This is a genomic window from Bittarella massiliensis (ex Durand et al. 2017) (assembly GCF_001486165.1).
GTDB lineage: Bacteria > Bacillota > Clostridia > Oscillospirales > Ruminococcaceae > Bittarella > Bittarella massiliensis.
This window is the reverse complement of sequence record NZ_LN908977.1, coordinates 1,159,470-1,185,094: the sequence shown is the minus strand read 5'-3', so window position 1 is coordinate 1,185,094 and position 25,625 is coordinate 1,159,470. Positions and strand designations below refer to the sequence as shown.

The 25,625-nt window shown below is 63.2% G+C and carries 27 protein-coding genes and 1 tRNA gene; 13 read left to right on the top strand and 15 right to left on the bottom strand.

Features of this window, described 5'->3' with window-relative positions; all coding sequences use genetic code 11:
* Positions 1 to 258 precede the first annotated feature (258 nt).
* The 7 genes from BN3266_RS12505 to BN3266_RS12475 all read right to left on the bottom strand — a co-directional run bounded on the left by BN3266_RS12505 (position 259) and on the right by BN3266_RS12475 (position 6,859).
* On the bottom strand, positions 259 to 645 hold the full coding sequence (locus BN3266_RS12505; protein WP_059005444.1) for a GNAT family N-acetyltransferase: 387 nt from the start codon (positions 643 to 645) through the stop codon (positions 259 to 261).
* Between the two features lie 180 nt (positions 646 to 825).
* The gene (glmS, locus tag BN3266_RS12500; RefSeq protein WP_059005442.1) at positions 826 to 2,652 is read right to left on the bottom strand and encodes a glutamine--fructose-6-phosphate transaminase (isomerizing); all 1,827 of its coding nucleotides are present in this window, start codon (positions 2,650 to 2,652) and stop codon (positions 826 to 828) included.
* A 484-nt stretch (positions 2,653 to 3,136) separates the two neighbouring features.
* Positions 3,137 to 3,676, bottom strand: coding sequence for a hypothetical protein (locus BN3266_RS12495; protein WP_143161532.1), 540 nt, complete (start codon positions 3,674 to 3,676; stop codon positions 3,137 to 3,139).
* A gap of 40 nt (positions 3,677 to 3,716) precedes the next feature.
* Positions 3,717 to 4,364, bottom strand: coding sequence for a J domain-containing protein (locus BN3266_RS12490; protein ID WP_059005440.1), 648 nt, complete (start codon positions 4,362 to 4,364; stop codon positions 3,717 to 3,719).
* Entirely contained in the window at positions 4,365 to 5,237 is an 873-nt protein-coding gene (locus BN3266_RS12485) for a DUF5685 family protein (RefSeq protein ID WP_021658554.1), read from the bottom strand.
* 211 nt (positions 5,238 to 5,448) lie between these two features.
* The gene (locus BN3266_RS12480; RefSeq protein ID WP_242861779.1) at positions 5,449 to 5,925 is read right to left on the bottom strand and encodes an 8-oxo-dGTP diphosphatase; all 477 of its coding nucleotides are present in this window, start codon (positions 5,923 to 5,925) and stop codon (positions 5,449 to 5,451) included.
* Between the two features lie 106 nt (positions 5,926 to 6,031).
* Entirely contained in the window at positions 6,032 to 6,859 is an 828-nt protein-coding gene (locus BN3266_RS12475) for a polysaccharide deacetylase family protein (protein ID WP_059005438.1), read from the bottom strand.
* Between the two features lie 271 nt (positions 6,860 to 7,130).
* On the opposite strand from BN3266_RS12475, the gene BN3266_RS12470 reads away from it, so the two are divergent.
* From BN3266_RS12470 to BN3266_RS12450, 5 genes are all read left to right on the top strand, one after another.
* Positions 7,131 to 8,075: a nucleoside hydrolase gene (locus tag BN3266_RS12470; protein WP_242861778.1), complete on the top strand. Its 945-nt coding sequence runs from the start codon at positions 7,131 to 7,133 to the stop codon at positions 8,073 to 8,075.
* A 20-nt stretch (positions 8,076 to 8,095) separates the two neighbouring features.
* A complete protein-coding gene (locus BN3266_RS12465; protein ID WP_075109799.1) occupies positions 8,096 to 9,025 on the top strand; it encodes a nucleoside hydrolase in 930 nt (309 codons plus the stop codon).
* Between the two features lie 57 nt (positions 9,026 to 9,082).
* Positions 9,083 to 10,018, top strand: a complete 936-nt coding sequence (locus tag BN3266_RS12460) for a nucleoside hydrolase (RefSeq protein WP_059005435.1) — start codon at positions 9,083 to 9,085, stop codon at positions 10,016 to 10,018.
* 159 nt (positions 10,019 to 10,177) lie between these two features.
* Complete coding sequence (locus BN3266_RS12455; RefSeq protein WP_059005433.1) at positions 10,178 to 10,627, top strand: MarR family winged helix-turn-helix transcriptional regulator; 450 nt, start codon at positions 10,178 to 10,180, stop codon at positions 10,625 to 10,627.
* Positions 10,624 to 11,106, top strand: a complete 483-nt coding sequence (locus BN3266_RS12450; RefSeq protein WP_059005431.1) for a flavodoxin domain-containing protein — start codon at positions 10,624 to 10,626, stop codon at positions 11,104 to 11,106. Before BN3266_RS12455 ends, BN3266_RS12450 begins: the two co-directional genes overlap by 4 nt.
* Before the next feature lie 119 nt (positions 11,107 to 11,225).
* On the opposite strand, the gene BN3266_RS12445 is transcribed toward BN3266_RS12450, so the two are convergent.
* Both BN3266_RS12445 and BN3266_RS12440 read right to left on the bottom strand, forming a co-directional pair.
* Complete coding sequence (locus BN3266_RS12445) at positions 11,226 to 11,807, bottom strand: LysE family transporter (RefSeq protein WP_059005429.1); 582 nt, start codon at positions 11,805 to 11,807, stop codon at positions 11,226 to 11,228.
* Positions 11,808 to 12,107: 300 nt separating this feature from the next.
* The gene (locus tag BN3266_RS12440; RefSeq protein WP_021658541.1) at positions 12,108 to 12,674 is read right to left on the bottom strand and encodes a hypothetical protein; all 567 of its coding nucleotides are present in this window, start codon (positions 12,672 to 12,674) and stop codon (positions 12,108 to 12,110) included.
* 137 nt (positions 12,675 to 12,811) lie between these two features.
* On the opposite strand from BN3266_RS12440, the gene BN3266_RS12435 reads away from it, so the two are divergent.
* Complete coding sequence (locus BN3266_RS12435; protein WP_368013959.1) at positions 12,812 to 13,354, top strand: helix-turn-helix domain-containing protein; 543 nt, start codon at positions 12,812 to 12,814, stop codon at positions 13,352 to 13,354.
* Positions 13,355 to 13,838: 484 nt separating this feature from the next.
* Here BN3266_RS12435 and BN3266_RS12430 read toward each other — a convergent pair whose 3' ends face one another.
* The gene (locus BN3266_RS12430; protein ID WP_059005425.1) at positions 13,839 to 14,573 is read right to left on the bottom strand and encodes a metallophosphoesterase family protein; all 735 of its coding nucleotides are present in this window, start codon (positions 14,571 to 14,573) and stop codon (positions 13,839 to 13,841) included.
* A gap of 59 nt (positions 14,574 to 14,632) precedes the next feature.
* A complete protein-coding gene (fabV, locus tag BN3266_RS12425) occupies positions 14,633 to 15,814 on the bottom strand; it encodes an enoyl-ACP reductase FabV (protein ID WP_059005423.1) in 1,182 nt (393 codons plus the stop codon).
* Between the two features lie 247 nt (positions 15,815 to 16,061).
* Here fabV and BN3266_RS12420 point away from each other — a divergent pair, with 247 nt between their 5' ends.
* From BN3266_RS12420 to BN3266_RS12395, 6 genes are all read left to right on the top strand, one after another.
* Positions 16,062 to 16,628, top strand: a complete 567-nt coding sequence (locus BN3266_RS12420; RefSeq protein ID WP_154669086.1) for a manganese efflux pump MntP — start codon at positions 16,062 to 16,064, stop codon at positions 16,626 to 16,628.
* A gap of 43 nt (positions 16,629 to 16,671) precedes the next feature.
* Positions 16,672 to 17,373, top strand: coding sequence for an AzlC family ABC transporter permease (locus BN3266_RS12415; protein ID WP_059005421.1), 702 nt, complete (start codon positions 16,672 to 16,674; stop codon positions 17,371 to 17,373).
* Positions 17,370 to 17,696 carry a branched-chain amino acid transporter permease gene (locus tag BN3266_RS12410; protein WP_059005419.1) on the top strand — a complete coding sequence of 109 codons (327 nt, stop codon included), beginning with the start codon at positions 17,370 to 17,372 and terminating at the stop codon, positions 17,694 to 17,696. The genes BN3266_RS12415 and BN3266_RS12410 overlap by 4 nt, the downstream gene beginning before the upstream one ends.
* 12 nt (positions 17,697 to 17,708) lie before the next feature.
* Positions 17,709 to 18,836 (top strand): exonuclease SbcCD subunit D, encoded by a 1,128-nt coding sequence (locus BN3266_RS12405; protein ID WP_059005416.1) that lies wholly within the window; start codon positions 17,709 to 17,711, stop codon positions 18,834 to 18,836.
* A gap of 4 nt (positions 18,837 to 18,840) precedes the next feature.
* Entirely contained in the window at positions 18,841 to 20,601 is a 1,761-nt protein-coding gene (locus BN3266_RS12400; protein ID WP_059005413.1) for an AAA family ATPase, read from the top strand.
* 66 nt (positions 20,602 to 20,667) lie between these two features.
* A complete protein-coding gene (locus BN3266_RS12395; protein ID WP_059005411.1) occupies positions 20,668 to 21,228 on the top strand; it encodes an inorganic diphosphatase in 561 nt (186 codons plus the stop codon).
* Between the two features lie 579 nt (positions 21,229 to 21,807).
* Here the strand turns inward: BN3266_RS12395 and BN3266_RS12390 are convergent.
* Positions 21,808 to 22,434 (bottom strand): SOS response-associated peptidase, encoded by a 627-nt coding sequence (locus BN3266_RS12390; RefSeq protein ID WP_059005409.1) that lies wholly within the window; start codon positions 22,432 to 22,434, stop codon positions 21,808 to 21,810.
* A gap of 453 nt (positions 22,435 to 22,887) precedes the next feature.
* On the opposite strand from BN3266_RS12390, the gene BN3266_RS12385 reads away from it, so the two are divergent.
* Positions 22,888 to 23,166: a hypothetical protein gene (locus tag BN3266_RS12385; RefSeq protein ID WP_059005407.1), complete on the top strand. Its 279-nt coding sequence runs from the start codon at positions 22,888 to 22,890 to the stop codon at positions 23,164 to 23,166.
* Between the two features lie 118 nt (positions 23,167 to 23,284).
* Here BN3266_RS12385 and BN3266_RS12380 read toward each other — a convergent pair whose 3' ends face one another.
* The 3 genes from BN3266_RS12380 to BN3266_RS12370 all read right to left on the bottom strand — a co-directional run bounded on the left by BN3266_RS12380 (position 23,285) and on the right by BN3266_RS12370 (position 25,520).
* Positions 23,285 to 23,599: a helix-turn-helix domain-containing protein gene (locus BN3266_RS12380; RefSeq protein WP_059005405.1), complete on the bottom strand. Its 315-nt coding sequence runs from the start codon at positions 23,597 to 23,599 to the stop codon at positions 23,285 to 23,287.
* A gap of 135 nt (positions 23,600 to 23,734) precedes the next feature.
* Positions 23,735 to 23,821 (bottom strand) — tRNA-Leu (locus BN3266_RS12375).
* Positions 23,822 to 23,915: 94 nt separating this feature from the next.
* Entirely contained in the window at positions 23,916 to 25,520 is a 1,605-nt protein-coding gene (locus tag BN3266_RS12370) for an MBL fold metallo-hydrolase RNA specificity domain-containing protein (RefSeq protein WP_059005403.1), read from the bottom strand.
* Between the last annotated feature and the right edge of the window lie 105 nt (positions 25,521 to 25,625).

The window sequence follows — 25,625 nt, the reverse complement described above, 5'->3', positions numbered from 1 at the left end:
GCTCACTGCAACCTCTTTTTTTGAATGGTGTAGGAGGGCAGGCCTGGCCGACACCCGTTCTTTTCATAGAACCCCTCTGCCCCCAGCTGCGCGCCAAAATACAGCATGGTGGGGGTGCGTTCCCGGGCCAGCCGGAGAAGGCGGCTGCTGATGTCCTGCCGCCGGCACTGCGGGAGGGTCAAAGGTTCTGTGATGGATGCCGATCGACGAAGGCAACAAGCCACCAGCAACAAGCCGCTCTCTGGAAGAGGCAGGGGTTCACTGCGACCCCTTTTTTTGAATGGTGTAGGAGGGCAGACTCGGCCGGCACCCGTTCTTTTCGTAGAACCCCTCTGCCCCCGGCTGCGCGCCGAAATACAGCATGGTGGGAGTGTGCTCCCGGGCCAGCCGGAGAAGGTGGCTGCCGACGCCCTGCCGCCGGTACTGCGGGAGGACCAGCAACTCTGTGATGGTGCCGAAATAATAGCCGTCGGTGAGGATGCGCAGGCACCCCACCAGCAGTTGGCCGTCGTAGGCCGCAATGTTGATGGTCTTGGCCAGCGCGCGCTCGGTCTTTTGCAGGTCGTAGTCGCCCGGCCATATTTGGTTGACAAAGGAGAGAAACGCCGCCGCGTCAAGCCCCCGGTCGTCCACCCGGTACTCCATTTTTCCTACACCTCCACAGATGTTTTTCTTTCTAGGGCGTCCGCCTTGCGGCGGACACTCTTCTTTTTACCCACCATAACACAACCGCCCCTCTATTTCCACAAAGACTGGGGCTGGGGTGCAAAAAAGAGAGCCCGCGTCAAGGCGGGCTCCCTCTTAAAGATTTTGTTGTTTGGAAATTTACTCCACAGTGACGCTCTTGGCCAGGTTGCGGGGTTTATCCACATCGCAGCCCTTGAGGAGGGCCACATAGTAGGCAAACAGCTGCATGGGGATGATGGAGAGCAGGGGGGCAAAGAGGTCGTTTGACTGGGGCAGGGCGATGACGCTGTCGGCAAACTCCGAGCAGTCGCCGTATCCCTCGTAGCAGATGAAGAGGACGTCGGCCCCGCGGGCCTTGACCTCTTTGATGTTGCTGACCATCTTCTCGCACAGCCGCTGCTGGGTCGCCAGGGCAATGACCGGCACCCCGTCGGTGATGAGGGAGATGGTGCCGTGCTTCAGCTCGCCGGCGGCGTAAGCCTCGCTGTGGATGTAGGAGATCTCTTTGAGTTTGAGAGACCCCTCCTGGGAGAGGGCGTAGTCCAGCCCCCGGCCGATGAAGAACATATCTTCTGCGTGGCAGTACTTCTCGGCAATGGCCTTGTACTCTTCGGCGTGGTCGAGGATCGACTGCAGCTGCACCGGGATGCCGGCCAGCTCGTCGATGAGGGCGGCGGCGTCGGCCTGGGAGAGGGTGCCCTTGCAGAGCCCCAGCTTGAAGGCCAGCAGGTACATCACCGACAGCTGCACGGTATAGGCCTTGGTGCTGGCCACGGCGATTTCGGGGCCGGCCCAGGTGTAGAGGACGCTATCGGCCTCGCGGGCGATGGAGGAGCCCACCACGTTGACCACCGCCAGGGTGTGGGCGCCGTGTTTCTTGGCCAACCGCATGGCGGCCAGGGTGTCGGCGGTCTCGCCCGACTGGGAGATGATGATGACCAGGTCCTCTTTGTTGAGGATGGGGTCGCGGTAGCGGAATTCGGAGGCCACGTCCACATTGACCGGGATGCGGGCCAGCTTTTCGATGAGGTAGCGCCCGACGATGCCGGCGTGCATGGCGGTGCCGCAGGCGACGATGTGGATCTGCTTAAAGTTTTTTAGCTGCTCGTCGGTCAGCTCGATGCCCAGGTCGATCTTCCCGTCGCGCAGGCGGGGGGAGACGGTGTTGGAGAAGGCTGAGGGCTGCTCAAAAATCTCCTTGAGCATGAAGTGGGGGTAGCCGCCCTTTTCGGCCGCCTCGATGTCCCAGGTGGCGGTGAGCACCTCTTTCTCGATGGGGGCTCCGTCCAGGTCGGTGATGGTGACCCCTTCTGCGGTGAGGGTGGCCACCTCGTTTTCCTCCAGCAGGTAGTAGTTGCGGGTGTGCTTGAGGATGGCAGGCACGTCGGAGGCGATGAAGTTTTCCCCCTCGCCCAGCCCGACGATGAGTGGGCTCTCCTTGCGCACGCCGAAGAGTTTGTCGGGGCAGCTGTCAAAGAGGATGCCCAGGGCGTAGGAGCCCCGCACCTGCCGCAGGGTGCGGCTGATGGCGTCAAACTCGTCTTTGGCGCCGTTTTCCAGGTGGTAGTCAAGCAGCTTGGCGACGGTCTCGGTGTCGGTCTGGGACTGGAAGGTGTAGCCCTTGCCCAGCAAAAATTCCTTGATTTCGATGTAGTTTTCGATGATGCCGTTGTGCACCACGGCGGTGTGCTTGCCGCAGTGGGGGTGGGAGTTCACGTCGGAAGGCACCCCGTGGGTGGCCCAGCGGGTGTGGCCGATGCCGCAGTGGCCGGTGGGCCAGCCCTGGGACTTGAGCTTCTCTTCCAGACAGGCCAGGCGGCCTTGGGCCTTGACGACCCGGATGGCCCCCTCGTCAAAGATGGCCACCCCGGCCGAGTCGTACCCCCGGTACTCCAGTTTGCTCAGACCGTCGATCAACAGGTCGGCGCAGTTTTCACGGCCGACATACCCTACGATTCCACACATACTATGTATCCCTCAAATCATTTCAAAAATTGTTCCCCGAACGCCCTTTGTCCCCGCTGTTGCCAGCGGGTTTTGTGGCGACGGTCACGACCGGGCAGAATCTCTTCTGCCAAAGCCGGGAGGGCATCCGCCGAATCTTCGATTACCCTCCACCTCGTCGGCCCCGTGGGCCCTGGCGCTTTCTCTTCCCCTGCCCTCCTTTCTCCTCACAAGTGAAAGATATTATACCCCATGTTATGCAAAAAGTCAAAATTCGTGCTGCTTTTTGCGCGATTTCTCCCCCAAAAAGAAAAGAGGGGAGGGGAGAAGCGTTCCCCCCTCCCGCTCGAAAGGGACGGGCCAAAAGGGGATCACTGGAGAGGAGAGGGAGGGGTGTCCGCCAGTCCCTTCCCATTTAAGTTGCAGGATGGGCAGGCGCTCCCTGCAAAAGCGGGCGCAAAAAAGCCCCCGTGGCAGGCGGGGGGCGGAGGGCGATGGGACGGGGTCAGAAGCGGCGCAGAAATTTGGGGCGGAACCAGTGGACATACATCGAGACCACCCGGGTGAGGGCGATGTCGTAGACCACGTTGGTGACGTTGGCCACCGCCAGCAGTACCGCGAGGAAGCCGGTGGTGTAGGTGGAGAACTCGTCGGCCACCGCCGCCAGCCCAAAGACGTGGAGCATCAGGTAGTAGGCGAGGAGGATCGCCCCGTTGAAGAGGAGGAGCTTGCAGCCCCACTGGAGCCAGCGGTGGGAGAGCTCCTCGATTTTGGATTTGAGGATGGGGTAGTAGCCCAGGTAGAAGACAAAGAGACAGACCACCTCTTTGTCGGGCACCAGCAGCGCCGCCAGCACCGCCACCCCCAGGTAGCAGAAAAAGGCCCACCGGCGGCCCGACTCGACCACGATGGGCATAAACAGCACCCCCGCCACGGCGGGCAGGGCGATGGAGGCGAAGGGAAAGAGGCCGGAGAAGAAGAGCATGACGATGCTCAACGCACCCAGGACCCCGCCCAGGGCCACCCGAAAACTTCTGGATTTCACAACGGTCCCCCGCAATCTTGAAAGGCGTTTACAGAGCTTGTCAGCAGCAGCGGATCAGGTCGCCGCCCATGCACTCGCAGCAGCAGTCGGCACAGATGAGGCCGTTGCAGACGTCGCAGGCCGAACAGCCGCCCACGTTGGGGTTGGTGTTGTACCCGCCCCCGTAGGGATTGCCGTACATGGCGCCGCCCCGCTGGCTCTGGATCTGGCGGATGGCAGCGGCGTACTCGGGATTTCCGGGGTCCATGCTCTGGGCCTGCTGAAAGTACTTGAGGGCGTCTTCCAGCCAGGCGCGGTTGTAGAAGATGGAGCCCTTGAGGAAGTACCACTCGGCGCTGCGGGAGCCGCCGGGCACCCCGTCGAGGATCTCCTCGGCCTCGACGATCCGCCCCTGCTCGATGAGCTTGCGCACGTCGCCGAACTGGGTGGTGGCGCCGTAGCGGCGCTGGGAGCTGGTCGGACCCGCGCCGGAGCCGGCCGCGCTGCCGGTGTGCTTGGCGGAGCGCCGGTCGGTGATGATCTCGTCGTAGGCGGCGTTGATCTCCTTCATCTTTTCGGCGGCCAGGTCCTCCAGCGGGTTGTTGACATAGTTGTCCGGGTGGTATTTGGTGGCCAGTTTTTTGTAGGCGGATTTGATCTCCTCGTCGCTGGCGTCGCGGGATACCCCCAGTACTCGATATGCGTCCATTTATGCGTCCCCTTTGTATTTGGTAAAAACATTGGCTTGGGTATTTTTAAAACCCAGAAAGACGATGTTGTCTAAAATGGGCTTGTAGTGATACAGCTCCAGCAGTTGGTAGCCGGCGGAAAACTCGCTGATGGTAAAGTTGAGCATCTCCACAATATCTTGGCCGATGGCCGCCCGATTATAATCCTCTCCCCCGCGCAGGCCGTACCGGCCGATGAGGGGGTTGTAGTTTCCCCGCTTGAGGTCGCTCTCCAGGTCGTCAAAGGCGTCCATCATGTAGATCCAGCGGCCCAGGAGGTAGCCCATGCGCGAGAGGATGCGCCGCTGCCCGTCGGTGCGGGCCACCTGTTCAAACACCTGGCGCAAAAAGGTGCCGGACGGGTCGGCCGCCCGGTCGATGCTGTCGCAGCCCTCTTCCTCGATGCGGCGCTGGGCGGCCATGGCTTTAGCCATGATGGCGTCGATCTCCCCGTACTGGCGGGCGGCCTTTTTTCGCGCCCGGGCCAAAAAGGGGTAGGAGAGGGCGGAGAGCACCCGGTCCTTGAAGCCGTGGTCGTGCAGGTTGTCCTTGGCCTTGTAGTAGGCCATGATCATGGCGCACCCAGCGGAGAAGCGCAGCCCCTCATTTTCAAGGCAGCAGGCCTTTTTTTTGAGGGGGTTGGCCATACAGCGGCAGCGGCCGTACTGGGGTCCCTCCTCCGAAAGGCCGGTGAAGAGGAGGGCGAGAAAGACGAAGTCGTAACTGAGGGTCAGCCGCGAAAAGGGGCCGAAACTGGCCCCCAGCTGGCGGCAGAGCCCGCAGTAGAGGGACTTGTAGGTGTCCAACTCGCAGACGCGGAGATAGGGCTGAAAGGGCTTGACATAGCCGAACAAGGAAACACCACCCGATGGACAGAGCAGCCGGTCCGGCTGCTCTGGAATAGTATCAGTTTACAACGGCCCACCGCCTTTGACAATGGACAATTTGTAAATACTGGCTGTGTGTGGACAAATTGAGCCGTTTTTTTCGCCCGAGTGGAGCGCGCGGCCCAAAATGGGGTGGAAAAAACGGTTTTCCTCCCCCCAGGGGGCCTGTTTTGACGCCCTATTTGTAGGTGATGCGGCGGCTGTCGTCGGCCTCGATCCCGGTGCCGTAGACCTCGCAGTACCCGCCCTCTAAAAAGAGGGGGAGATACAGGTCGAAGTTTTTGCAGAGGTCGAGCTGGGGCAGGGTGTCCAGCTCCTGCCACCAGACCGCCCCCTCGTCGGTGGCGGCGAGCAGTTCTCCCTGGTAGTGGCAGGTCTTGTAGAGAAAGACCAGGTAGCGGGGCCGGCCGTGCCCGGTGCTCCAGTGGATGACGCCGCAGGGCTCCAGCTGCGAGATTGCAAGGCCGGTCTCCTCCCTCACCTCCCGCACGGCGGAATCCACCAAGCTCTCCTCCGGCTCCACATGGCCGCCGGGGAAGGTGACCCCCTTCCAGCTCTTGACCCGGCGCTGGACCACCGCCCGGTTGCTCTGGGGGTCGTAGACCATCACCATGTTGGTCAGTTCCACCGGCTCTGTCTTCTCTCTCTGTGCCACGGTTCGCCCTCCTCTGTTTTTTGTCTATCGTACAAAATACCACGAAAACAGACGGGCCGCAAGGCCCGCCTGTCGGGTTGCACAGGGGGGAGGAGGCCGCAGGGGATCACTTGCTGCGGCTGTGGTGGCAGGTGACGGAGTCGGAGAGGGTGGCGAAGGAGTACCCCTCCTTTTGCAGCTCGTCGACGATGCGGGGGACTGCTTCGGCGGTGGCCTTGTGGCCGGCTCCATCGTGCATCAAGATCACCGGGCAGTCCTGTTTGAGGGCCTCTTTGACCACCTTGTTCACAATGTAGTCGGCGCTCTTCTTGCTCCCCACCGCGTCCTCGGCGGAGACGGTCCAGTCGTAGTAGGAGAGCCCCTTTTCCGACAGCTGGGGGATGAGGGTGTCCATCAGGCCGCTGATTTTGCTGTAGCGCCGGTAGACCGTGTTGGAGCTGCCGCCGGGGAAGCGGTAGGCGGTGCTGGGCTGGCCGGTGAGGGTGGTCACCGCCTCCTGCAGCTTGTTGAGGTCGTTCCAGAAGGACTCGGGGGAGGCGTAGATCTCCTTGTACTCGTGGGAGAAGGAGTGGAGCCCCAGCACATGCCCCTCGCTCACGATCCGCTTGTAGGTGTCGGGCCGCTTTTCAAGCTCTGTGCCCAGCACGAAGAAGGTGGCCTTGACATCCTTCTCCTGGAGGGTGTTGAGGATTTTCTCGGTCTCCTCCGAGGGGCCGTCGTCAAAGGTCAGGTAGGCCACCTTCTGCCCGCTTTCCGACTGGGGAACGGCGTTTGCCAGGGTCTCGGCGTTCAGCCCGTACTCGCTGGGGAAGAGGTCGGACTCGCTCTCCCCGCCCCGCCCGGCAAAGGCGGCAACGCAGATGCCGATGGCCGCCAGCACCGCCAGGGGGATCACGAGCATCCGCTTTTTCAGGCGAAACACATAACACTTCATATCATCCACTCCATCGCTGCCAAAGTTTTGCACTGCTTTATCTATACGGCCGGGGCGGGGGGGATATGCGCGCCGGGTCGGGGAAGGGCCCCCTTTTGGCGAAAACATCCCCTTTTGTGCACCGGGCAGGCGGGACGGCAGCCGGGTGAAAAGGCGAAAAAAGAGGGGCCTCTCCCCGGCGGGACGGCGTTGCGCCAGGGGGATTTTTCCTGTATACTAAGGGAGACAAGCGACGCCCTTTTTGCGCCGCACAGGGGAGGAGTTTGAAGCGGTGGAAACGACAAAGAAGATACCCGTCCTGTTGGATGGGGACCCGGGGCACGACGACGCCATGGCCATGGTGCTGGCCCTGGCCAGCGACCTGGTGGAGGTGCGAGGGATGACGGTGGTGGCCGGCAACAGCACCCTGCAAAACACCTCGCGAAACGCCATTCGGGTGTTGGAGTGGGTCGGCCGGGCCGACGTGCCGGTCTGCCAGGGGGCGGCCCAGCCCCTGATGCGGGGGTTGGAGATCGCCGACAGCGTGCACGGCGAGAGCGGGTTGGACGGCCCGGTCTTCCCGCCCATCACCCACGCGCCGGTGGAGCAAAACGCCTGGGACTTCATGGCCGAAAAGGTGCGCGGCAGCGAGGAGAAGACGGTGCTGGTGGGGATGGGTCCCCTGACCAACATCGCCATCTTCCTGCTGGCAAACCCCGAGTTGCACCAGAAGATCGCCCGCATCTGCCTGATGGGGGGCGCCGCGGTGGGGGGAAACTGGACCCCCACCGCCGAGTTCAACATCTGGGAGGACGCCGAGGCCGCCCGCATCGTCTTTGACGCGGGCATCCCCATCACCATGTGCGGGCTGGACGCCACCAACAAGGCCCGCCCCACCCTGGGCGACCTGGCCCGCTTTCACGCCATCGACACCCGGGGCGGGCGGCTGGTGGCCGGACTGATGGACTTTTTTAAAGACCAGACCCTGCCGGGCACCGACTGGCTGGAGGTGCCGATGCACGACGCGGTGGCGGTGGCGGCGGTGGTGGCCCCCCAGGTGCTCACCCTGCGCGACTGCTACGTGACGGTGGACATCGAGGGGGAGCACACCCAGGGCTGCACCGTCTGCGACCTGCGGGGGGTCACCGGCAAGGCCCCCAACGTCCAGGTGGCGATGGATCTGGACAGAGAGGCCTTTATCGACCTGCTGGCCGCCGCCTGCGAGAGGCTGAAGTGAGGGGCGAGGAGGGGCGGCCGGTGCCGGTCTTGCTGGACGTGGACACCGGCATCGACGACGCGCTGGCCCTGCTCTACCTGCTGGGGGAGCCGCGGGCCAAGCTGCTGGGCATCACCGCCATGGAGGGGAGCGTCCCCCTGGCGCAGGTGGCCCGCAATACCCTGGCGGTCTTGCGGCTGTGCGGGCGGGAGGACATCCCAGTGGCGCTGGGGGCCCAAAAGCCGCTGCTGGGGCGGTTCTCCCCCTCCGGCAAGGTCTCCATCCACGGGGAAAACGGGTTGGGGAATGTCTCCATCCCCGACCCGGTGCGGCGGCCCGCCCCCTGCCGGGCGGTGGAGTTGATGGCCCGCCTGATCGAGGAGAGCCCGGAAAGGGTCACCGTGGTGGCGGTGGCCGCCATGACCAACCTGGCGACCTTCCTGCTGTGCTACCCCCATCTGAAAGAGAAGATCGAACAGCTGGTGCTGATGGGGGGCGCGGCCTGGTGCCGGGGGAATTTTTCCCCGGTGGCCGAGGCCAACATCGGCCGCGACCCGGAGGCGGCGCAGATCGTCTTTTCCGCCGGTATCCCCGTCAAGCTGGCGGGGCTGGACGTCACCTACAAGGCCTATGTCACCGCGGCGGAGCGGGCGGCCTGGCGGGACTGCGGCACCCGGGCGGGCCGGTTTGCCTGGGAGATGTTTGTCCACTATGCCGCCTTTTACGAGGGCGCGCCCGGCTGTGCCCTCCACGATCCCCTGGCGGCCGCTTGGGCGCTGGACGAGGCGCTGGTGAAAGCCCTGCCCGCCCATCTGGAGGCGGACCTCTGCGGCCGCTATACCCGCGGCGCCACGGCGGTGGATGTGGGCGGCGCCAAGACCGGCCGCCCCTGCAACGCCCTGGTGGGGGTGGAGGTGGACCGCGAGGCCTTTGCCCACCGCCTGTTGGCGGCGCTGCGGCGGCTGCCCTAGAGCGAGGAAACACGCGCGGCCCTGGCCGCCTGAACAGATCAAAAGGGAGAGATTGCTGTGAAGAAGATCCCCGTCATCATCGACTGCGACCCCGGCACCGACGACGCCTTTGCCATTGCCCTGGCAAAGGCCAGCGGCCGGCTGGACATCCGCGCCCTGACCCCGGTCTCCGGCAACGTGGGGCTGGAGCACACCGCCCCCAACGCCCTGGCCCTGAACGACTACCTGGCCCTGGGGGTGCCGGTGGGCAAGGGGGCCGACCGCCCCATGATCAAAGAGCGGGTGATCAACCCCGCCACCCACGGCGAAAACGGGCTGGGCGAGGTAGAACTGCCCGCCCCCCGCTGCACCTTTGAAGAGGACCCCGCCTGGGACGTGATCTACCGGGAGGCGGTGGCCCAGAAGGGCGAGTTGGAGATCGCTGCCATCGGCCCCCTGACCAACATCGCCATCACCTTGCTGAAATACCCCGACATCAAGCCCCTGATCAAGCGCATCACCATGATGGGCGGGGCCTGGGGGGTGGGCAACTCCACCCCCTACGCGGAGTTCAACATCTGGATCGACCCTCACGCCTGCGATGTGGTCTTTAAGAGCGGCATCCCCATCACCATGGTGGGGCTGGACGCCACCCGCCAGACCTTCTTCACCGCGGAGGAGATGGACCGGCTGCTGGCCCCCGACTGCGCGATCTCGCCGCTGCTGCGGGGCATTTGGGAGTACACCCGGGCCCAGAAGGCCAGAGAGGGGCGGGAGAGCGGCATCATCCTCCACGACGCGCTGGCCATTGCCGCCATCTACTGCCCGGAGGTCATCCGTACCGAGCCCTATTTTGCCACCTGCGAGGTGCGGGGCAGCCTCACCGAGGGACAGACGGTGGTGGACCTGCCGAACCGCTGGAAGAAAGAGCCCAATGTGGACGTGGCCATGTCCGCCGACAAGGAAAAACTCTACGCCCTGCTGCAGGAAATGGTGGCCTTCTACCAAAACTGACCGGGGCCATAGCCAATGAAAAGAATAGCCGTCCTCCCCCGTTTGCGGGGAGGGCGGCTGTTTTGCGCCATCGGGCGGTTGACAGGGGGGAGAAGAGGGGGTATACTCAAAATAAGTAATATATTACTTATTTGCAAAGGAGGATGCGCTGTGCAGAGGATGGAGAAGTTGGAGGGGATGGACGGGCGCTATCTGGCCTTTGGCCTGCTCTTTGCGGCCAGCAACCGGTTGGAGACGGTGGGGGACCGCTATCTGGAGGAGCTGACGGCCAAGCAGTGGTACCTGCTGCTCTGCCTCACCACCTTTTTTGAGCGGCCCCCGACCCTGAGCCAGCTGGCGGAACAGATGGGCAGCTCCCGCCAAAACGTCAAGCAGTTGGCCCTGAAGTTGGAAAAGAAGGGGTTTGTCGCCCTGGTGCGGGACGAGAGTGACCGCCGCGCCCTGCGGGTGGGACCCACCGAACAACTGGCCGCCTACCAGGCGCGCCGGCAGGAGAGGGACGGGGCCTTTGTCGAGCGGCTCTTTGCCGGTGTCGCCCCGGAGGAGCTGGCGGCGGCAAACCGGCTGTTGCTGACCCTCTGCAACCGATTGGAGGAGATGGAGAGATGACGAAGACGATTTTGGTGGCCTACCGCTCCCACTACGGCAGTTCCCGCCGGTACGCCGGGTGGCTGGCCGAGCGCCTGCACTGCCCCGCCGTGGAGTGGGACCGGGTGCGCCCAGAGGCGCTGGCCGGAGTGCAGACCCTGGTGTTGGTGGGCGGGGTCTACGCCGGCTGTTGGAGCTGCGCCTCCGGGGTGAAAAAGCGGGCGACCCAACTGGCCGGCAAAGAGGTGGTCGCCTGTTTTTGTGGGCTCACCCCCCGGGAAGAGGTGGACCTGAACGCCCTCAAGGGGCAGAACCTCCCCTCTGGCGCCGCCGCCTTCTGGCTGCCGGGGGACTTTGATTTCGACGCGCTGGGGCTGGTGCACAAGGGGCTCATCCGCCTGGCGAGGCGGGACCTGTTGGGCGTCGCGGTGCGCCGGGCGGACGAGGGGGAGTTGGCCCCTGTTTTGGCTTATCTGCAAGGGGCGGGGGCCCAGCGGTAAAAGAGGGCCCGCGGGGCGGCCCGGTGGACAAGCAAAGCGGCCGCTGACCATGCGGATCGGGCGGCCGCATGACGGGAAAAAGCGAAAGGAGCGCGGGCCTTATAATTGGTGTAGGTGTTTTACAGGAACAGAGCGACCGCGCAGTAGACAAGCAGCAAAGCCATCACAAGATTGACCGCTTTTGTGTGCTTTGAAAAGAATTTGCAGAAGGCCGATCCGAACAGGGCCCATACGAAGGAGCCGGATGCCCCGATCAGCGCGAGGAGGACTGTAAATCCAGTGATCGCTGCGGCGGAATGGTAGACCGGCAAAATGTAGAGGGTCATGGCGGTGATCGCGTAGATGTAGATTTTGGGGTTGGCGAATTGCAGGAGCATCCCCGACAGAAAACTGGCCTCTTTTCCGCTGTCCGCATTCACATCGGCCGAGCTTTTCCACACCTTCCAAGCGAGGTAAAGCATATAGGCCGCCCCGAAGAGCTGCATGAAGATCTTCACTTTGGGGAGGGAGGAGTACAGCGTGGTGCTGAACAGGGTGCAGGCCGACATCACAACTGCAAATCCGGCCAGGATGCCCAAGTTGAAGCGGAAGCTGCGGCGAAAACCCAACCGGGCCGCGTTGCTCATGGACAGCAAATTGTTGGCCCCCGGCGTGTATGCCGTAATCAAACAATAAATCAAGAAATCTGACAAATCGAACAATTTAAGACCCTCCTGTCCCCCACAGATGGGGGCGATTTTAAAAGGACGGATAGCCGCCGGTGAGGATTCTTACCGGGAAAATACAAGGGATGGTTTTGAGGCGAAACTGGAATCGGGCGGCCCCTTTTTGCTGGGGGGCTCCCGACCAAAACGCTCCCGACCCCACCCAGAGCGGCGCACGCAAAGCAGAAAAAATACCGAGCTCCCCGGGGGGAGCAGGTTGCTGTTCAAAATGGACCCCTCCCGGCGAAGATAGATGCAGACGCCGACCTTCACGGCGCCGAAGTCCGGGAGCAGGCACTAAACAGGGAGTACGTCGACCAGGGTCTTCATGGCGTCAAGTGTCTGCTGCATCAGCTCTTCCAGCGATATCCCCAACATCTCTGCGCCCTGCACCATATCTTCCCGGCAGCAGCCGGCGGCAAACTCCTTCTTTTTGAACTTCTTCTTGATGGAACTCACCTCCATGTCCCGGACGCTTTTAGAGGGGCGCACCATCGCACAAGCTCCAATCAGCCCGGACAGTTCGTCGGTGGCAAATAGGATCTTCTCCATCTTTTGCTCGGGCTTGACCGTCACCCAGTTTAAACGGCCATAGCCGTGGCTTACGATGGAGCGGATCATCCCCTCGTCAACGCTGTGCGCCCGCAGGATCTCAACGCATTTTGCACAATGCTCCTCGGGATAGCGTTCAAAGTCAATGTCGTGCAGCATCCCCACCGATGCCCAATACTCCTCGTTTTGGGGGTCATCCCGGCGGGCGAAGTAGCCCATGATGCCGGAAACCACCTCTCCGTGGAGCAGGTGAAACTCGCCGCTATTGTACTTTTTCAGCAAATCGCGGGCTTGTTGTAAATTTGGGACCATTTCTATTCGCTCTCCTCTTTACAAAATTGAAATATAAATTATAATGGTACAAAACGAACAATATATTGTTCGTTTGATATAATGATACATATAGTTCGATATATTGTCAACAGGGAGGGCGGATTTTTTTGGATTCCATGAATCAGATCGTCGCTAAAAACATCAAAAGGCTCCGTGAAAAGAACAAGTTGAGCATGGACGAGCTCTCCAAGTTGAGCGGCGTCAGCAAAAGTATGCTCTCACAAATCGAGCGCGGCGAAGGGAACCCGACCATCTCCACGCTGTGGAAAATTTCAAATGGAATGAATGTGCCCTTTGACGCCCTGACGGTTCGCCCTGAAAGCCCATACGAAATTGTAAAAACGTCGGAGTTGCAGCCGCTGCTTGAAGATGGCGGCAAGGTCAAGAACTATTCGATCTTTCCCGACGACGACAACCGCCGGTTTGCGGTCTACTATCTGGAGCTGGACGGGGGGAGCTATTGGGAGTCGGAACCGCATCTCAGAGGGACCACCGAGTTTATCACCATCTTTAAAGGGAATATTGAAATTGAGACAGAGGATCAGCGGTTTTCCGTTGCGACAGGGGAGAGCATTCGATTCAAGGCCGACCGCGTGCACTCGTACAGAAATGTCGGGGACGGGACCGCGATCTTGCACATGATTTTGTTTAACCCTTGAACCGAGGAAAGGTCCGGCCGTGGCCGCCCGCACAGGCAGTGGAGAGGAATGCCTTTTTCACCTGTTGGAGCGATTTTCCCCGGCAAGCACGTCCCGGCCCTCTCGGCTGGCTGCGGGGATGAGAAGTTCCCCTGAAAAGTTCAGGTGCCGCAACGCCAGGCGGCAATTTAGAGGACAGGCGAGAAGGCGTTGTACATCCGCAGCTTTTTGAAAGCGGTCAAGGCGCCTCGGTGTCGAGGAGCCAATACGGGGGGGCTTTGACTCCCGATTGAGAAGGGCGCCGTCCGTGCACTGGACAGGTCCGGCAGCCGACGAAGGCGGCAGGCGGTCATCCGCCATATCTTTGTCGGCGGACGCGCCATCATCCACGAAGTTGTGAAACAAAAGAGAGAAGCAGCGCGATGGTTTTTGCCATCGCGCTGCTTCTCTTAAAACGGGGAAATGGGGTCATGGGCTGCCAGTTCTTTTTCACGGGTGCTTTCTTTTAGGGGGAGGGGTGGGCCGGCCCATAGAAGGCCCGCAGCAGGGCGGGCCCCTCCGGCACCCGGCGGCGGGCAAAGGCGGCCCGCACCTCCTCCAGGTCGTAGGCGGGGGCGACGGCCTGCCACCGCCAGCGGCCCCGGTCCAGGGTGAGCACCCCGCAGCGGGCGACGCCGCCCAGCCCGTGGGGACAGCCCAGAGAGCCGGGATCGAGGTAAAGGCGGGCCCCGTCCGCCACCGCAAAGCCGGCGTGGTCGTGCCCGCAGAGGACCACCTGTCCGGGCAGATGGCCAAAGAGGGCGCGGCAGTCCCCGGCGGTGGGGGACGGGCGGGGGGCGGCAAACTCGCCCGCCGTGTCCAGCGGGTAGTGGAGGGCGCTGATGCAGACCCCTTCTCGACGCAGGGTCAGGGAGAGGGGGAGGTCCCGCAGCCACCCCCGGGAGGCGGGGGTGAGGGCGCTGTACACCCAGCGGTGGTGGGCGGCCTCCCCCTCCTCCATCCGGGGCGGATAGGGCGGGGCGAGACAGCGGTCAAAGTAGCGGTCGTGGTTGCCCGCCAGGCAGTGGATGTCCCCCCGGCTTTGCAGCAGGGCGGCCACCTCCTGGGGCCAGGGGCCGACCCCCACCAGGTCGCCGCAGCAGAGAAATTCGCGGCATCCCGCCCCCTCCAGGTAGGCCAGGGCGGCCTTCAGGGCGGGCAGGTTGCCGTGTGGGTCGGAAAATACCCCGATGCGCAGCATCTGCTCCCCCTCCTCTCCTTAACACAAAAGGAGCGGGCGGTATCCCGCCCGCTCCGGCACTATTCGGCAATGCTGGGGATCTTCACGTCGGGGTCGACGTCTGCCTGGTAGTCGACGCCGGGCAGGTCAAAGCCGAACATCTGGTAGAAGTCCTGCCAGTAGCCGTCGATGTCGGCGTACTGCTCCAGATTTTCGTCGTTCAGCCCCTCCCAGATGTGGGCGATCTCGGCCTGGACCTCGTCCTTCATCTCCCAGTCGTCCAGGCGGATGCGGCCCTCCCCGTCCACCGGGGTGGGTTCGGCGTAGAGCCGGTCGTGCACCAGCCGGTACATCTGCTCGATGCAGCCCTCGTGCAGCCCCTTCTCCTTCATCACCTTGTAGAGCAGGGAGATGTAGAGGGGGACGATGGGGATGGCGGCGCTGGACTGGGTCACCAGGGCCTTGTTGACCGACAGGTAGCTGCGCAGGCCGGGGATCTCTTGGGCCAGCTTGGCGGCGGTGGCAAAGAGGTGGTCCTTGGCCCGGCCGATGGAGCCGTCTTTGTACATGGGGTGGGTCAGCTCCGGCCCGATGTAGGAGTAGGCGGCGGTCACCGCCCCCTCGGCCAGGACCCCCGCACCCTGCAGGGCGAGCATCCAGTCCTCCCAGTCCTCGCCGCCCATGACGGCCACGGTGTGGGCGATCTCCTCCTCGCTGGCCTGGGGGATGGTGATTTCAGAGAGGGTGCGCTCCTTTAAGTCGATGGTCTTGTTGGTGTAGTCGCTGCCGGTGGTCTTGAGCACCGAGGAGACGGTGGTCCCGTCTTTGAGGGTGCGCCGGGGGGCGGCCAAACTGTAGATCACCACGTCCACCTGGCCCAGATCGGCCTTGATTTGGGCGATGACCTCGTCCTTGCACTGCTGGGAGTAGGCGTCGCCGTTGACGGTTTTGGCGTAGAGGCCGTCGGCGGCGGCGAACGCCTCGAAGGCGGCGGTGTTGTACCACCCGGCGGAGGCGGTGCGCTTGCCCGCGGCGGGCTTTTCAAACTGCACCCCCAGGGTGGCGGCCCCGCAGGAATAGGCCAGGGCGATGCGGGTGGCCAGGCCGTACCCGGTGGAACTGCCGATGACGAGGGCCTTTTTGCCCCCCTCGGTCTTGGGCTGAGAGCGGACGTATGCGATCTGTTCCCGCACATTTTCGCGGCACCCGGCGGGGTGGGCGGTGGTGCAGATAAACCCGCGGATCTTCGGTTCAATGATCATGGCAAAAAACTCCTTTAGCGGCGAATGGAGGTTGGGCGCAGGGGATTTGCGGGCCCAAACCGATTTCATTATAGAGGATTTGGCGGGGAAAATCCACCCCCCGGCAAGCGGGGGGGAGAGGTAAAGCGGTTGCCGAGTGCATACAAATAGCGGTATAATGGCCAGGCAGATGCACAAATGCCGTTTGCTCCCTGCCCAATGGCCAACGACCGCTGCCCTTGTGGTATCGTGTGGGAGGGAAGAAAGAGTGGATTTTGCCACCATGGTTTTGCTGGGATTGGGGATGGCCATGGACGCCTTTGCCGTCTCGGTCTCCAACGGGTTGGCGCACAGGGGGCGGCCGCTCCCCTGCGCCCTGGCCTGCGGCACGGCCTTTGGCCTGGCCCAGGCGGCGATGCCGCTGCTGGGCTTTTTTGCCGGGTACACCTTCAGCGGGTACATCCACCGGTTTGACCACTGGGTGGCCCTGGCGCTGCTGGCGCTGTTGGGGGGAAGGATGGTCTGGGAGGCCCGGGAGGAGGAGATCGAACCCCTCTCCCGCCCCCGCCGGCTCACCGGGCAGCTGCTCCTGGGGCAGGCCGTGGCCACCAGCATCGACGCTCTGGCCCTGGGGGTCAGCCTCTCCTGTATCGGGGCGAATATCTGGCAGGCGGCGGCCATCATCGGCGGCTGCACCTTTTTGTGCTGCTTTGTCGGGGTCTACCTGGGCCACCGCTTCGGCTGCCTGCTGGGGCGCTGGGCCCAGGTGGTGGGGGGCTGGCTGCTGGTGGGCATCGGCGTCAAGATTTTTTTGGAACACACCCTGGGGCGCTGACGCCCCGAGCGGAACAGGATGTTGAAAAGGGGAGAAGAGACAGTTGAAAAAAGCCTTTCGCGCGGCCTTTCCGGTCACGGTGCCGGTGCTGCTGGGATACCTGTTTGTGGGGCTTGCCTTTGGGGTGCTGCTGCGCCAGGGCGGGTACGGCCCCCTCTGGGCGGCGGGGATGAGCGCGGCGGTCTACGCCGGCTCGATGCAGTTTGTGATGCTCAACTTTCTGGGGGGCGGCTTTTCCCTGGTGCAGGTGGCGCTGATGACCCTGGCGGTGAACTTCCGCCACCTCTTTTACGGCCTCTCCTTCACCGAGCGCTTCCGCCAGATGGGGAAAAAGCGCTGGTACATGATCTACTCCCTCACCGACGAGACCTACTCCCTCCTCTGCTCCCAGCGGGCGCCGGAAGGGGTGGAGCAGGGGCAGTTTTTCTTTGCCATCGCCCTGTTGGACGAGCTCTACTGGATCGCCGGGGCGGTGCTGGGCACGGTGGTGGGAGGGCTGCTCCCCTTTGACACCACCGGCATCGACTTTGCCATGACCGCCCTCTTCATCGTCATCGCCGTCGAGCAGTGGCAGGCCTACAAGAGCCGCTTCCCCGCCCTCTGGGGGGCCGGGTGCGCCCTGGCCTGCCTGCTCCTGCTGGGGCCGGACAAGTTCCTGATCCCCGCCCTGCTGCTGGCGGTGCTGGGGCTGTTGGCCTGTTCGCGGCCGATCGTGAAAAAGCTGGGAGAGGAGGGGGAGCAGTGAGCGCTTGGCGTGTGGTGGCGGTGATCGCCGTCGTGGGGGCGGTGACCTTTTTGACCCGGGCGGCCCCCTTCTGGTTTTTCAAGCGGGGGACCCCCCGCTGGGTCAACTACCTGGGCCGGGTGCTGCCCCCGGCCATCATGGCCATTTTGGTGGTCTACTGCCTGCGGGGGGTCAGCCTGCTGACCTACCCCTACGGCCTGCCGGAACTGCTGGCGGGGGCCGCGGTGGTGGGGCTGCACCTGTGGAAGAAAAACAACCTCATCAGCATCCTGGGGGGCACCGCCCTCTACATGGTGCTGGTGCAACTGGTCTTTGCCGGATAGGGGGGCGCGCGCGTGAAGTTTATCCACACTGCCGACTGGCACCTGGGAAAGGTGCTGGGGGAATTCTCTCTGCTGGAAGACCAGATTTTTGCCATGAACGGCCTGCTGGAGCTGTTGCGGCGGGAGGGGGCGGACGCCCTGGTCATCGCCGGGGATGTGTACGACCGCTCGGTGCCACCGGCGGCCGCCGTCACCGCCTTTGACGATTTTGTCAGCGCCGCGGTGGGGATGGGGGTGAAGGTGCTGGCTATCGCCGGCAACCACGACAGCCCCCAGCGCCTCTCCTTCGCCAACCGCCTGGTGCGCAGCGAGGGCTATTTTGTGGAGGGGAGCTGTACCCTCCCCCTGGCGCAGGTGCCGGTCACCGGCCGCGACGGGGTCGCCGTCACCTTTACCCTGGCCCCCTTTACCGACCGCTATCAGCTGCGGCGGCTGCTGCCGGAGGGGGAGTACCCCACCTACACCGACGCCTATCGGGCGCTGCTGGAGGGGACGTCCCTCCCCGCCGGGCCCAACGTGCTGGTGGCCCACGGCTTTTTTGCCGGGGGGGAGGAGCTGGTGCGCAGCGACTCCGAGCTCTCGGTGGGGACCGGCGACCTGGTGGCCGCCTCCGCCCTGCGGGGGTTTGACTACGCCTGTCTGGGGCACCTGCACGCCCCCCAGACCTGCGGGCGGGAGACGGCCCGGTACAGCGGGTCGCTGCTCAAGTACTCCCTCTCGGAACAGGGGCAGAGAAAAGCGGTGGCGGTGGTGGAGATCGACGCTGCCGGCGCCGTTTCGGTGCGGGAGGAGCGGCTGCCCGTCCGCCGGGACCTGGCGGTGGTGCGGGGCAGCTTTGAAGAGCTGGCATCCGGCGCCCTTCACCCCCCGGGGGAGGACTACCTCTACGCCGTCATCGCCGACAACGAACTGGTCTACGGGGCGGTGAGCCGGCTGCGGGCGCTCTACCCCAACTTGCTGGGGGTCAAATTGGAGGCGCGGGTGCAGGGGGAAGACCTGCCCGACCTCACGCCCCAGGACGACCGGCCCACCGACGAGCGGTTTGCGGCCTTTTACAGGGACGTGAAGGGGATGGAGCCCACCCCCGGTCAGATGGAGACCATCCGCGCCCTGCTGGAAAAATTGGAAGGGGAGGTGTAGCGCCGTGCACCTTGTCAAACTGGAACTGCGCGCCTTCGGCCCCTTTGGGGGCTGCCAGGAAATCGACTTTGAGGCCCTGGGGGAGGAGGGCATCTTTCTCATCACCGGCCCCACCGGCGCGGGGAAGACCACCCTCTTCGACGGGGTGATGTTCGCCCTCTACGGCCGGGCCAGTGGCGACCGCCGCCAGCCCGAACAGTTTCGCAGCGACTTTGCGGAGGAGACGGCCGTCTGCTCGGCGGCGCTGGAATTTGCCATCCGCGGCGAGCTCTACCGCATCGAGCGCCAGCCCCAGCAGGTGCGCCAGAACGCCAAGGGCCGGTATGTCACGGTGAAGGCGGGGGCGGTGCTCACCGGCCCCAAGGGGGAGGTGCTCTCCAAAATCCGGGAGGTGGACGCCCGGGTGGTGGAGCTGGTGGGGCTGACGGCCGAGCAGTTTCGGCAGATCGTGCTGCTGCCCCAGGGGGAGTTTCGCAAGCTGCTGGACTCCTCCAGCGCCGAGAAACAGGAGATTTTTCGGCGCATCTTCGGCACCCAGAAGTTCAGCCGCTTGGAGGACCTGCTGCGGGAGCAGGCGGGGGAGGCCCAGGCCAAGATGGAGGAGTTGACCGTCCGCCTTCAGGTGGAGCGGGAGAAGATCGCCTGTGCGCCGGGCAGCCTGCTAGAGGGGCTCTGTGGGGCGGAGTACCCCGACTACGACGCCATCCTGCAGCAGTTGGAGGAGAGCCTGCAGGCCGCCCAGGGGGAGCTGGAGCGCGCCGCCGCCCGCCGGCCAGTGTGGCCGGTATTTGCCGAAGGCCTGGTTGGAGGAGCCATTCTTGCGCTCGCCCTTGGGGCGCAGCTGCTCAAAGGGCACCCCGGCGCTGACGGTCTGCCCGGTGGCCAGGTCGTACACCTCACAGAAGTTGGGGGCGTGGGCCGAGAGACCCCGTGCCTCCAGTGCGGTGCAAAACTGCTGGCAGACCCCGTAGAGGTGTATAAGAGAGGGGCCCAGTGGCAGGCCCGGCTGGAGGGATTGGCGGAGTACGAGGGAAAGGCCCCCTGCGATCTGGAGGAGGCCGCCCGCCGGAGCGAGCAGCTGGCCGCCGAGGAGGAGGCCCTGGAGCGGCAGCTGTCCGAGGGACAGGTCGCCCTGGCCCAGAACGGCGGTTGCAGGGAGGCCATTGCCGCCCTGCTGGCCCAGCGCGACCGCTGGGGCGAGGGCTACCGGGACGCGGTGGACCTCTACCGGGTGGCCAGCGGCCAGAACGCCAAGAAGCTCTCCTTCGAGCGATACGTCCTCTCGGCCTATTTCGACCAGGTGGTGCGGGCGGCCAACCGCCGCTTTGCGGGGATGACCGAGGGCAAGTACACCCTGCTGCGGCGCACCGAGCGGGAGAAGGGGAACCGCGCCTCCGGGTTGGACCTGGAGGTGCTCGACAGCCTCACCGGCAAGACCCGCCACGTGAACACCCTCTCGGGGGGCGAGAGCTTTCAGGCCTCCCTCTCTCTGGCGCTGGGGCTGGCCGATGTCATCCAGCTCTTCTCCGGCGGGGTCAGCCTGGAGACGGTCTTTATCGACGAGGGGTTTGGCAGCCTGGACGCCGAGGCGCTGGAGTGCGCGGTGGACACCCTGGAGCGGCTGCGGCGGGAAGACCGGGTGGTGGGGATCATCTCCCATGTGGAGTGGCTGGAGGAGCGGCTGCCGGTGGCGCTGGCGGTGCGGCCCCTGCCGGGGGGCGGCAGCCGGGCGTCGGTGCGCCGGGGCGGCAGAGAAAGCGATTGAAACTTTGCCGCCCGTTTGCTATACTAAAGCCAGACAGAGCGAGACGAGAGAAAAGGGGAATATGAGATGAACATCTGGCACGACATCGAACCCGCCTGCATCAAGCCCGAGACCTTTACCGCGGTCATTGAAATCCCGGCGGGCACCAAAAAGAAGTACGAGTTGGACAAACACACCGGCCTGCTGCGGCTCGACCGCATCCTCTACACCTCTACCCACTACCCGGCCAACTACGGCTTTATCCCCCGCACCTACGCCGACGACGGCGACCCCCTGGACGTGCTGGTCATGTGCTCCGAGACCCTGGACTCCCTGGTGGAGGTGGACTGTTACCCCATCGGCGTGATCCGGATGATCGACGGCGGCGAGGTGGACGACAAGATCATCGCCATCCCCTGCCAGGACCCCACCTGGAACTTCTACCAGGACATTTCGGCCCTGCCGCCCCACATCAGCGACGAGATCAAACACTTTTTCGAGGTGTACAAGGGGCTGGAACACGGCCACACCACCACCTCTGAGGCCCTGGGCCGCCAGCGGGCGGAAGAGATCATCGCCGAGTGCATCCAGCGCTACGAGGTGCACTTTTGCGGCCTGAGACTCAAGGGCGAAGAGAACGAGAGATGATTTGACACAAAGAGAGAGCGGGCGGGTGCGATTGATTTCGCACCCGCCCGCTTTTTTATCGCTTCAGCGCCCCAATCTCGACCCCATCGGGAGAATCAAATCGCCTTGGCGGAAGGTCTCCTGAATGGAAGGGTGTCAAGGGCACAAAAAAGGCCGCCTTGGGATATAGACGACATGAAATGGTGTCCTGGATTGTCGGCTTGCCGGCGGCGTGTGTGATGAGATAGCATTCGATACCTTTTGAGGGGCGAAACTCGGATGACGTCCCTTTCGGGCCGGGATATATTGCCAGCGCAACTGGTGATTTTGGTTGTCGCTTTAGCGCCCAATCCACTGACCCCACGGGAAGAGACAAATTGCTCTGACAGAAGGTTTCCTGAATGAAAGGTCACCGAGGACGCAAAAAGAGAGACCGCCTTGGGATATGGACGACACGAGATGGGAGCCCAGGTTGCCGATTTGCCGGTGGCGGTGTGGGTAGTGGGATAGCATTTGACTCCCCTGAGAAATGAAGCTCAGATGGTGCCCTTCTAGGGCTGGTGCATGCCGCCCATTTCACCGGTGGTTTTGGCTGCGCTGTTAAAAGAGGCAGCTCTGCTGGATTTCATCCCCCTCCGGCGGAGCGCACCGCTCTCTGTCCAACAGGGGCGGCGTCTGCCCTAGCAGGGCGAGGGCGGCGCCGGTGTCGGTCAGCCATCCCTCCAGCTGGCCGGGGGAGAGGAGGAGCGGCATCCGGGGGTGGATGTCGGCCATCGAGGCGTTGGCGGCGGTGGTGAAGAGGGTGTAGCGGGCCTCTCCCCCCTCCAACCGGTAGCAGCCGGCCAGGTAGAACAGGGGCTGGCCCGGCAGGGTGAAGCGGTACTTGACGCTGGGCCGACAGGACCTGTCCCACTCGAAAAAGCCGGTGGCGGGGACGGCACAGCGGCGCTTTAGCAGGCTGTCGCGAAAGAGGGGGCGCTCGGCCGCCGTCTCCACCCGGGCGTTGATGACAAGCCCCCTGCCCTTGGGGGAGGAAAAGCCCCACCTGGCCAGCCCTGCCGCCACCCGCTTGCCGGTATGGGCGAGGACGGGGGCCCAGTTGGAGGGGAAGACCTCTCCGCTGGCGGCTTGGCTGAACCGTTCGGGGTAGCGGCGGGCGATTTCCGCCAGAATGGCCTGCAGCTGGTCGTTTTCGCGCTCGGTGTACAGGCTATAGCGGCCGCACATAGAAATTCCCCCTTCCCTTTGCGCTTTTCTCCATTATAGCGCAAAGGGAGGGGGGAGGAAAGCGGGGAGGGAAAAGACGTGGCCGTCCGACGTTGACGGTGTCCTCCGGGAACGGGGAGCGCCGGTGCAGCGGGGGCCTTTTCCACACTGCGGAAGGAAAATGAGGGACGCCCTTTTCCGAATGGGATTGTGGAGGTGCGGGATTCTGGGGATGCGCTGGTTGTGTCGCGGGGCAAAGGCCATGCCCCGTACAGGAGAGGTCGGAGCGAACGACAGATTAGGAATACGATTTCGTTCGCAGTTTTGCAACAGCAAAAACAGCGTTTTTCTTTCTGCGCAAGCCGTTGTAAGCGCTATTTTTGCACTTTTGGGCCTTTTTAGAGCGGAGAACGGAATTGTATAATAATTCCAGTAAAATTTTTCTAGCGCCATCACTTTGTGGAGGGAAGGACAATGACCAAGAGAGAATTCCGGAAAAAGTGCAAGAGAGAAAAGAGCACAAGCTACCAACTGATCCTGTCGGGAACAATTGTATCGCTGGCAGGTCTTGTGGTTGTGCTGTTGACGCTGTTTACACAGGACACATTTGCAAACCAAATTTTTGGCTTCACAATAGGCCTGACGATCTCTTTGGTCGGAATGGGTCTGGACATTGCCGGCGAGGTCTGGCTGTCCCAGGAATTCAAAAAATACAAGGGCGAGAGCATCGCCGACCAGATCGATTATTCGTGAGCAATTGGAGAGGGGTCTGTGACACGGCGGAGATGGGTCTCTGCACCGCAAAAGGGAAGATAAAATTGAGGTGTAAACAGGGGCGCCCCGGCCTGCCTTTTTGGCATATCGGGGCGCTTTACCACTTCTTTTTGGCCGTCTTGGCGGAAAACTGAATCAGGAATGCAATGTCCTTTTCCGACAGATCGCACGCCTTGATCCCCCTGTCAACACGGTAGATGTGGTTGGGGCGGTCTTCCCACCCCATGAGATAAAGGGGGGAGACCCCCAGGGCCTTCGCGGCGGCCAGGACCTTGTCGGCCTCTATACTCCCCATATCGCAGGTCTCGCAGCGAGATAGGGCGTCCTCGGTTGTGTCCATCGCGGCGGCCAGTTCCCAAAGGGAGAGTCCCCTCTGTATACGTATTTTGCGAATGCGATTTTCCAAACACATGTCAAACCACCCCTAAAGGACAGTCTAACAGTGGGGGCGGCGCCAATCTACAGGTAAATGCAGGAAGGAAAAACGGCGCGGGGTATGAGGGACCCAATAAAAAAATCGCCTAACCATACGGCTAAGCGATTTTTTTGGTGCAGACGATGGGATTTGAACCCACACAGGCTTACGCCCACTACCCCCTCAAAGTAGCGTGTCTGCCAGTTCCACCACATCTGCATGTAAACGGCCCGGAAGCCGTTTAACAGGTTGTATTATAGCATCTATCTCCCCGTTCGTCAACTGGGAAAAGAGAGATTTTTTGCGCGGCCGGTCAGTGGTCCCATTTTTCGCACAGGGCGATGATTTGGTCGCGGAACCTGCCCAGGTCTTTGTTGCTGCCGCCCTGGTTGTGGGCAATCACATCCAGCAGGCGGGTCCCGGCCGCCAGCAATTTGCCGAAGGCCTGGTTGGAGGAGCCATTTTTGCGCTCGCCCTTGGGGCGCAGCTGCTCAAAGGGCACCCCGGCGCTGACGGTCTGCCCGGTGGCCAGGTCGTACACCTCACAGAAGTTGGGGGCGTGGGCCGAGAGACCCCGTGCCTCCAGTGCGGTGCAAAACTGCTGGCAGACCCCGTTTTCCCCGTGGACCACGAAGATGTGGGCCGGGGCGGGGGAGAAGGCGCCGATCCAGCGCAGCAGACCGTTTTTGTCGGCGTGGGCCGAGAGGCCGGGAAAGTTGACGATGCGGGCCTTGACGGCAATCTCCTCGCCAAAGAGCTTGACCTGGCGGGCGCCCTCTAACAGGGCGCGCCCCAACGTCCCCTCGGCCTGGTAGCCCACAAAGACCACCGTGCACTCGGGCCGCCAGAGGTTGTGTTTGAGGTGGTGGCGGATCCGCCCGGCCTCGCACATCCCGCTGGCCGAGAGGATGACTTTGGGGGTGGGGTCGGCGTTGAGGGCCTTGGACTCCTCGCTGCTCTCGCACATCTGCATCCCCTCGAATTCCAGCGGGTCGCTGCCCAGGTGGAGCAGCTGCAGGGTGTCCTCGTCGGCATAGGGCAGCAGGTCGCTGCTATAGATGCGGGTGGCCTCGGTGGCCAGGGGGCTGTCCACGTAGACGGGGAAGTGGGGGTTGGCCCCCACCAGGCGCCGGTCCTTGATTTCCCGCAGGAAATAGAGCAGCTCCTGGGTGCGCCCCACGGCAAAGGAGGGGATGACCACGTTGCCCCCCTTGGCAAAGGTCTGGTTGAGGATGTCGGCCAGGTCGGCCACATAGTCGCTGGAGGGCTCGTGCAGCCGGTCGCCGTAGGTGCTCTCCATCACCACATAGTCGGCCTGGGTGAGGAATTGGGGGTCGCGGATGATGGGCTGGTCGGTGTTGCCGATGTCGCCGGAGAAGACCAGCTTTTTCTCCACCTGTCCCTCCCGCACCCACAGCTCGATGGAGGAGGAGCCCAGCAGGTGCCCCGCGTCCTGGAACCGGGCCCGCACCCCGTCGGCAATCTCCACGAACTCGCCGTAGCGGCAGGGCGTCAGCAGGGGCAGGACCCGCTCCGCGTCCTGCACGGTGTAGAGGGGCTCCACTCCTTCGTCGCCGGAGCGGCCGCGCTTGCGGTTTTCCCACTGGGTGTCCACCTCTTGGATGTGGGCGCTGTCGCGCAGCATGATGGAGAGGAGGCGGCAGGTGGCGTCGATGGCGTAGATCTTGCCCTGAAAGCCGTCCTTCACCAGCAGGGGCAGCCGGCCGGAGTGGTCGATGTGGGCGTGGGTGACCAGCACCGCGTCGATGCTGGCGGCGGCGAAGGGGAGTTGCTGGTTGTCCTTTTCGTCCCGCCCCTGCTGTAAGCCGCAGTCGACGAGCAGGCGGGTGTTCCCCACCTCGATGCAGTGACAGCTGCCGGTGACCTCGTGTGCGGCGCCATAAAATGTCAATTTCACAGGTCGTTCCCCCTTTTTGAGGGGGGATGGAAGGGGCTGAACGCCCCCTTCCCCCTCTATTTTCATTGTAAAGGCACTTTATGTCCGGTCTGTGCGCAGTTTTCG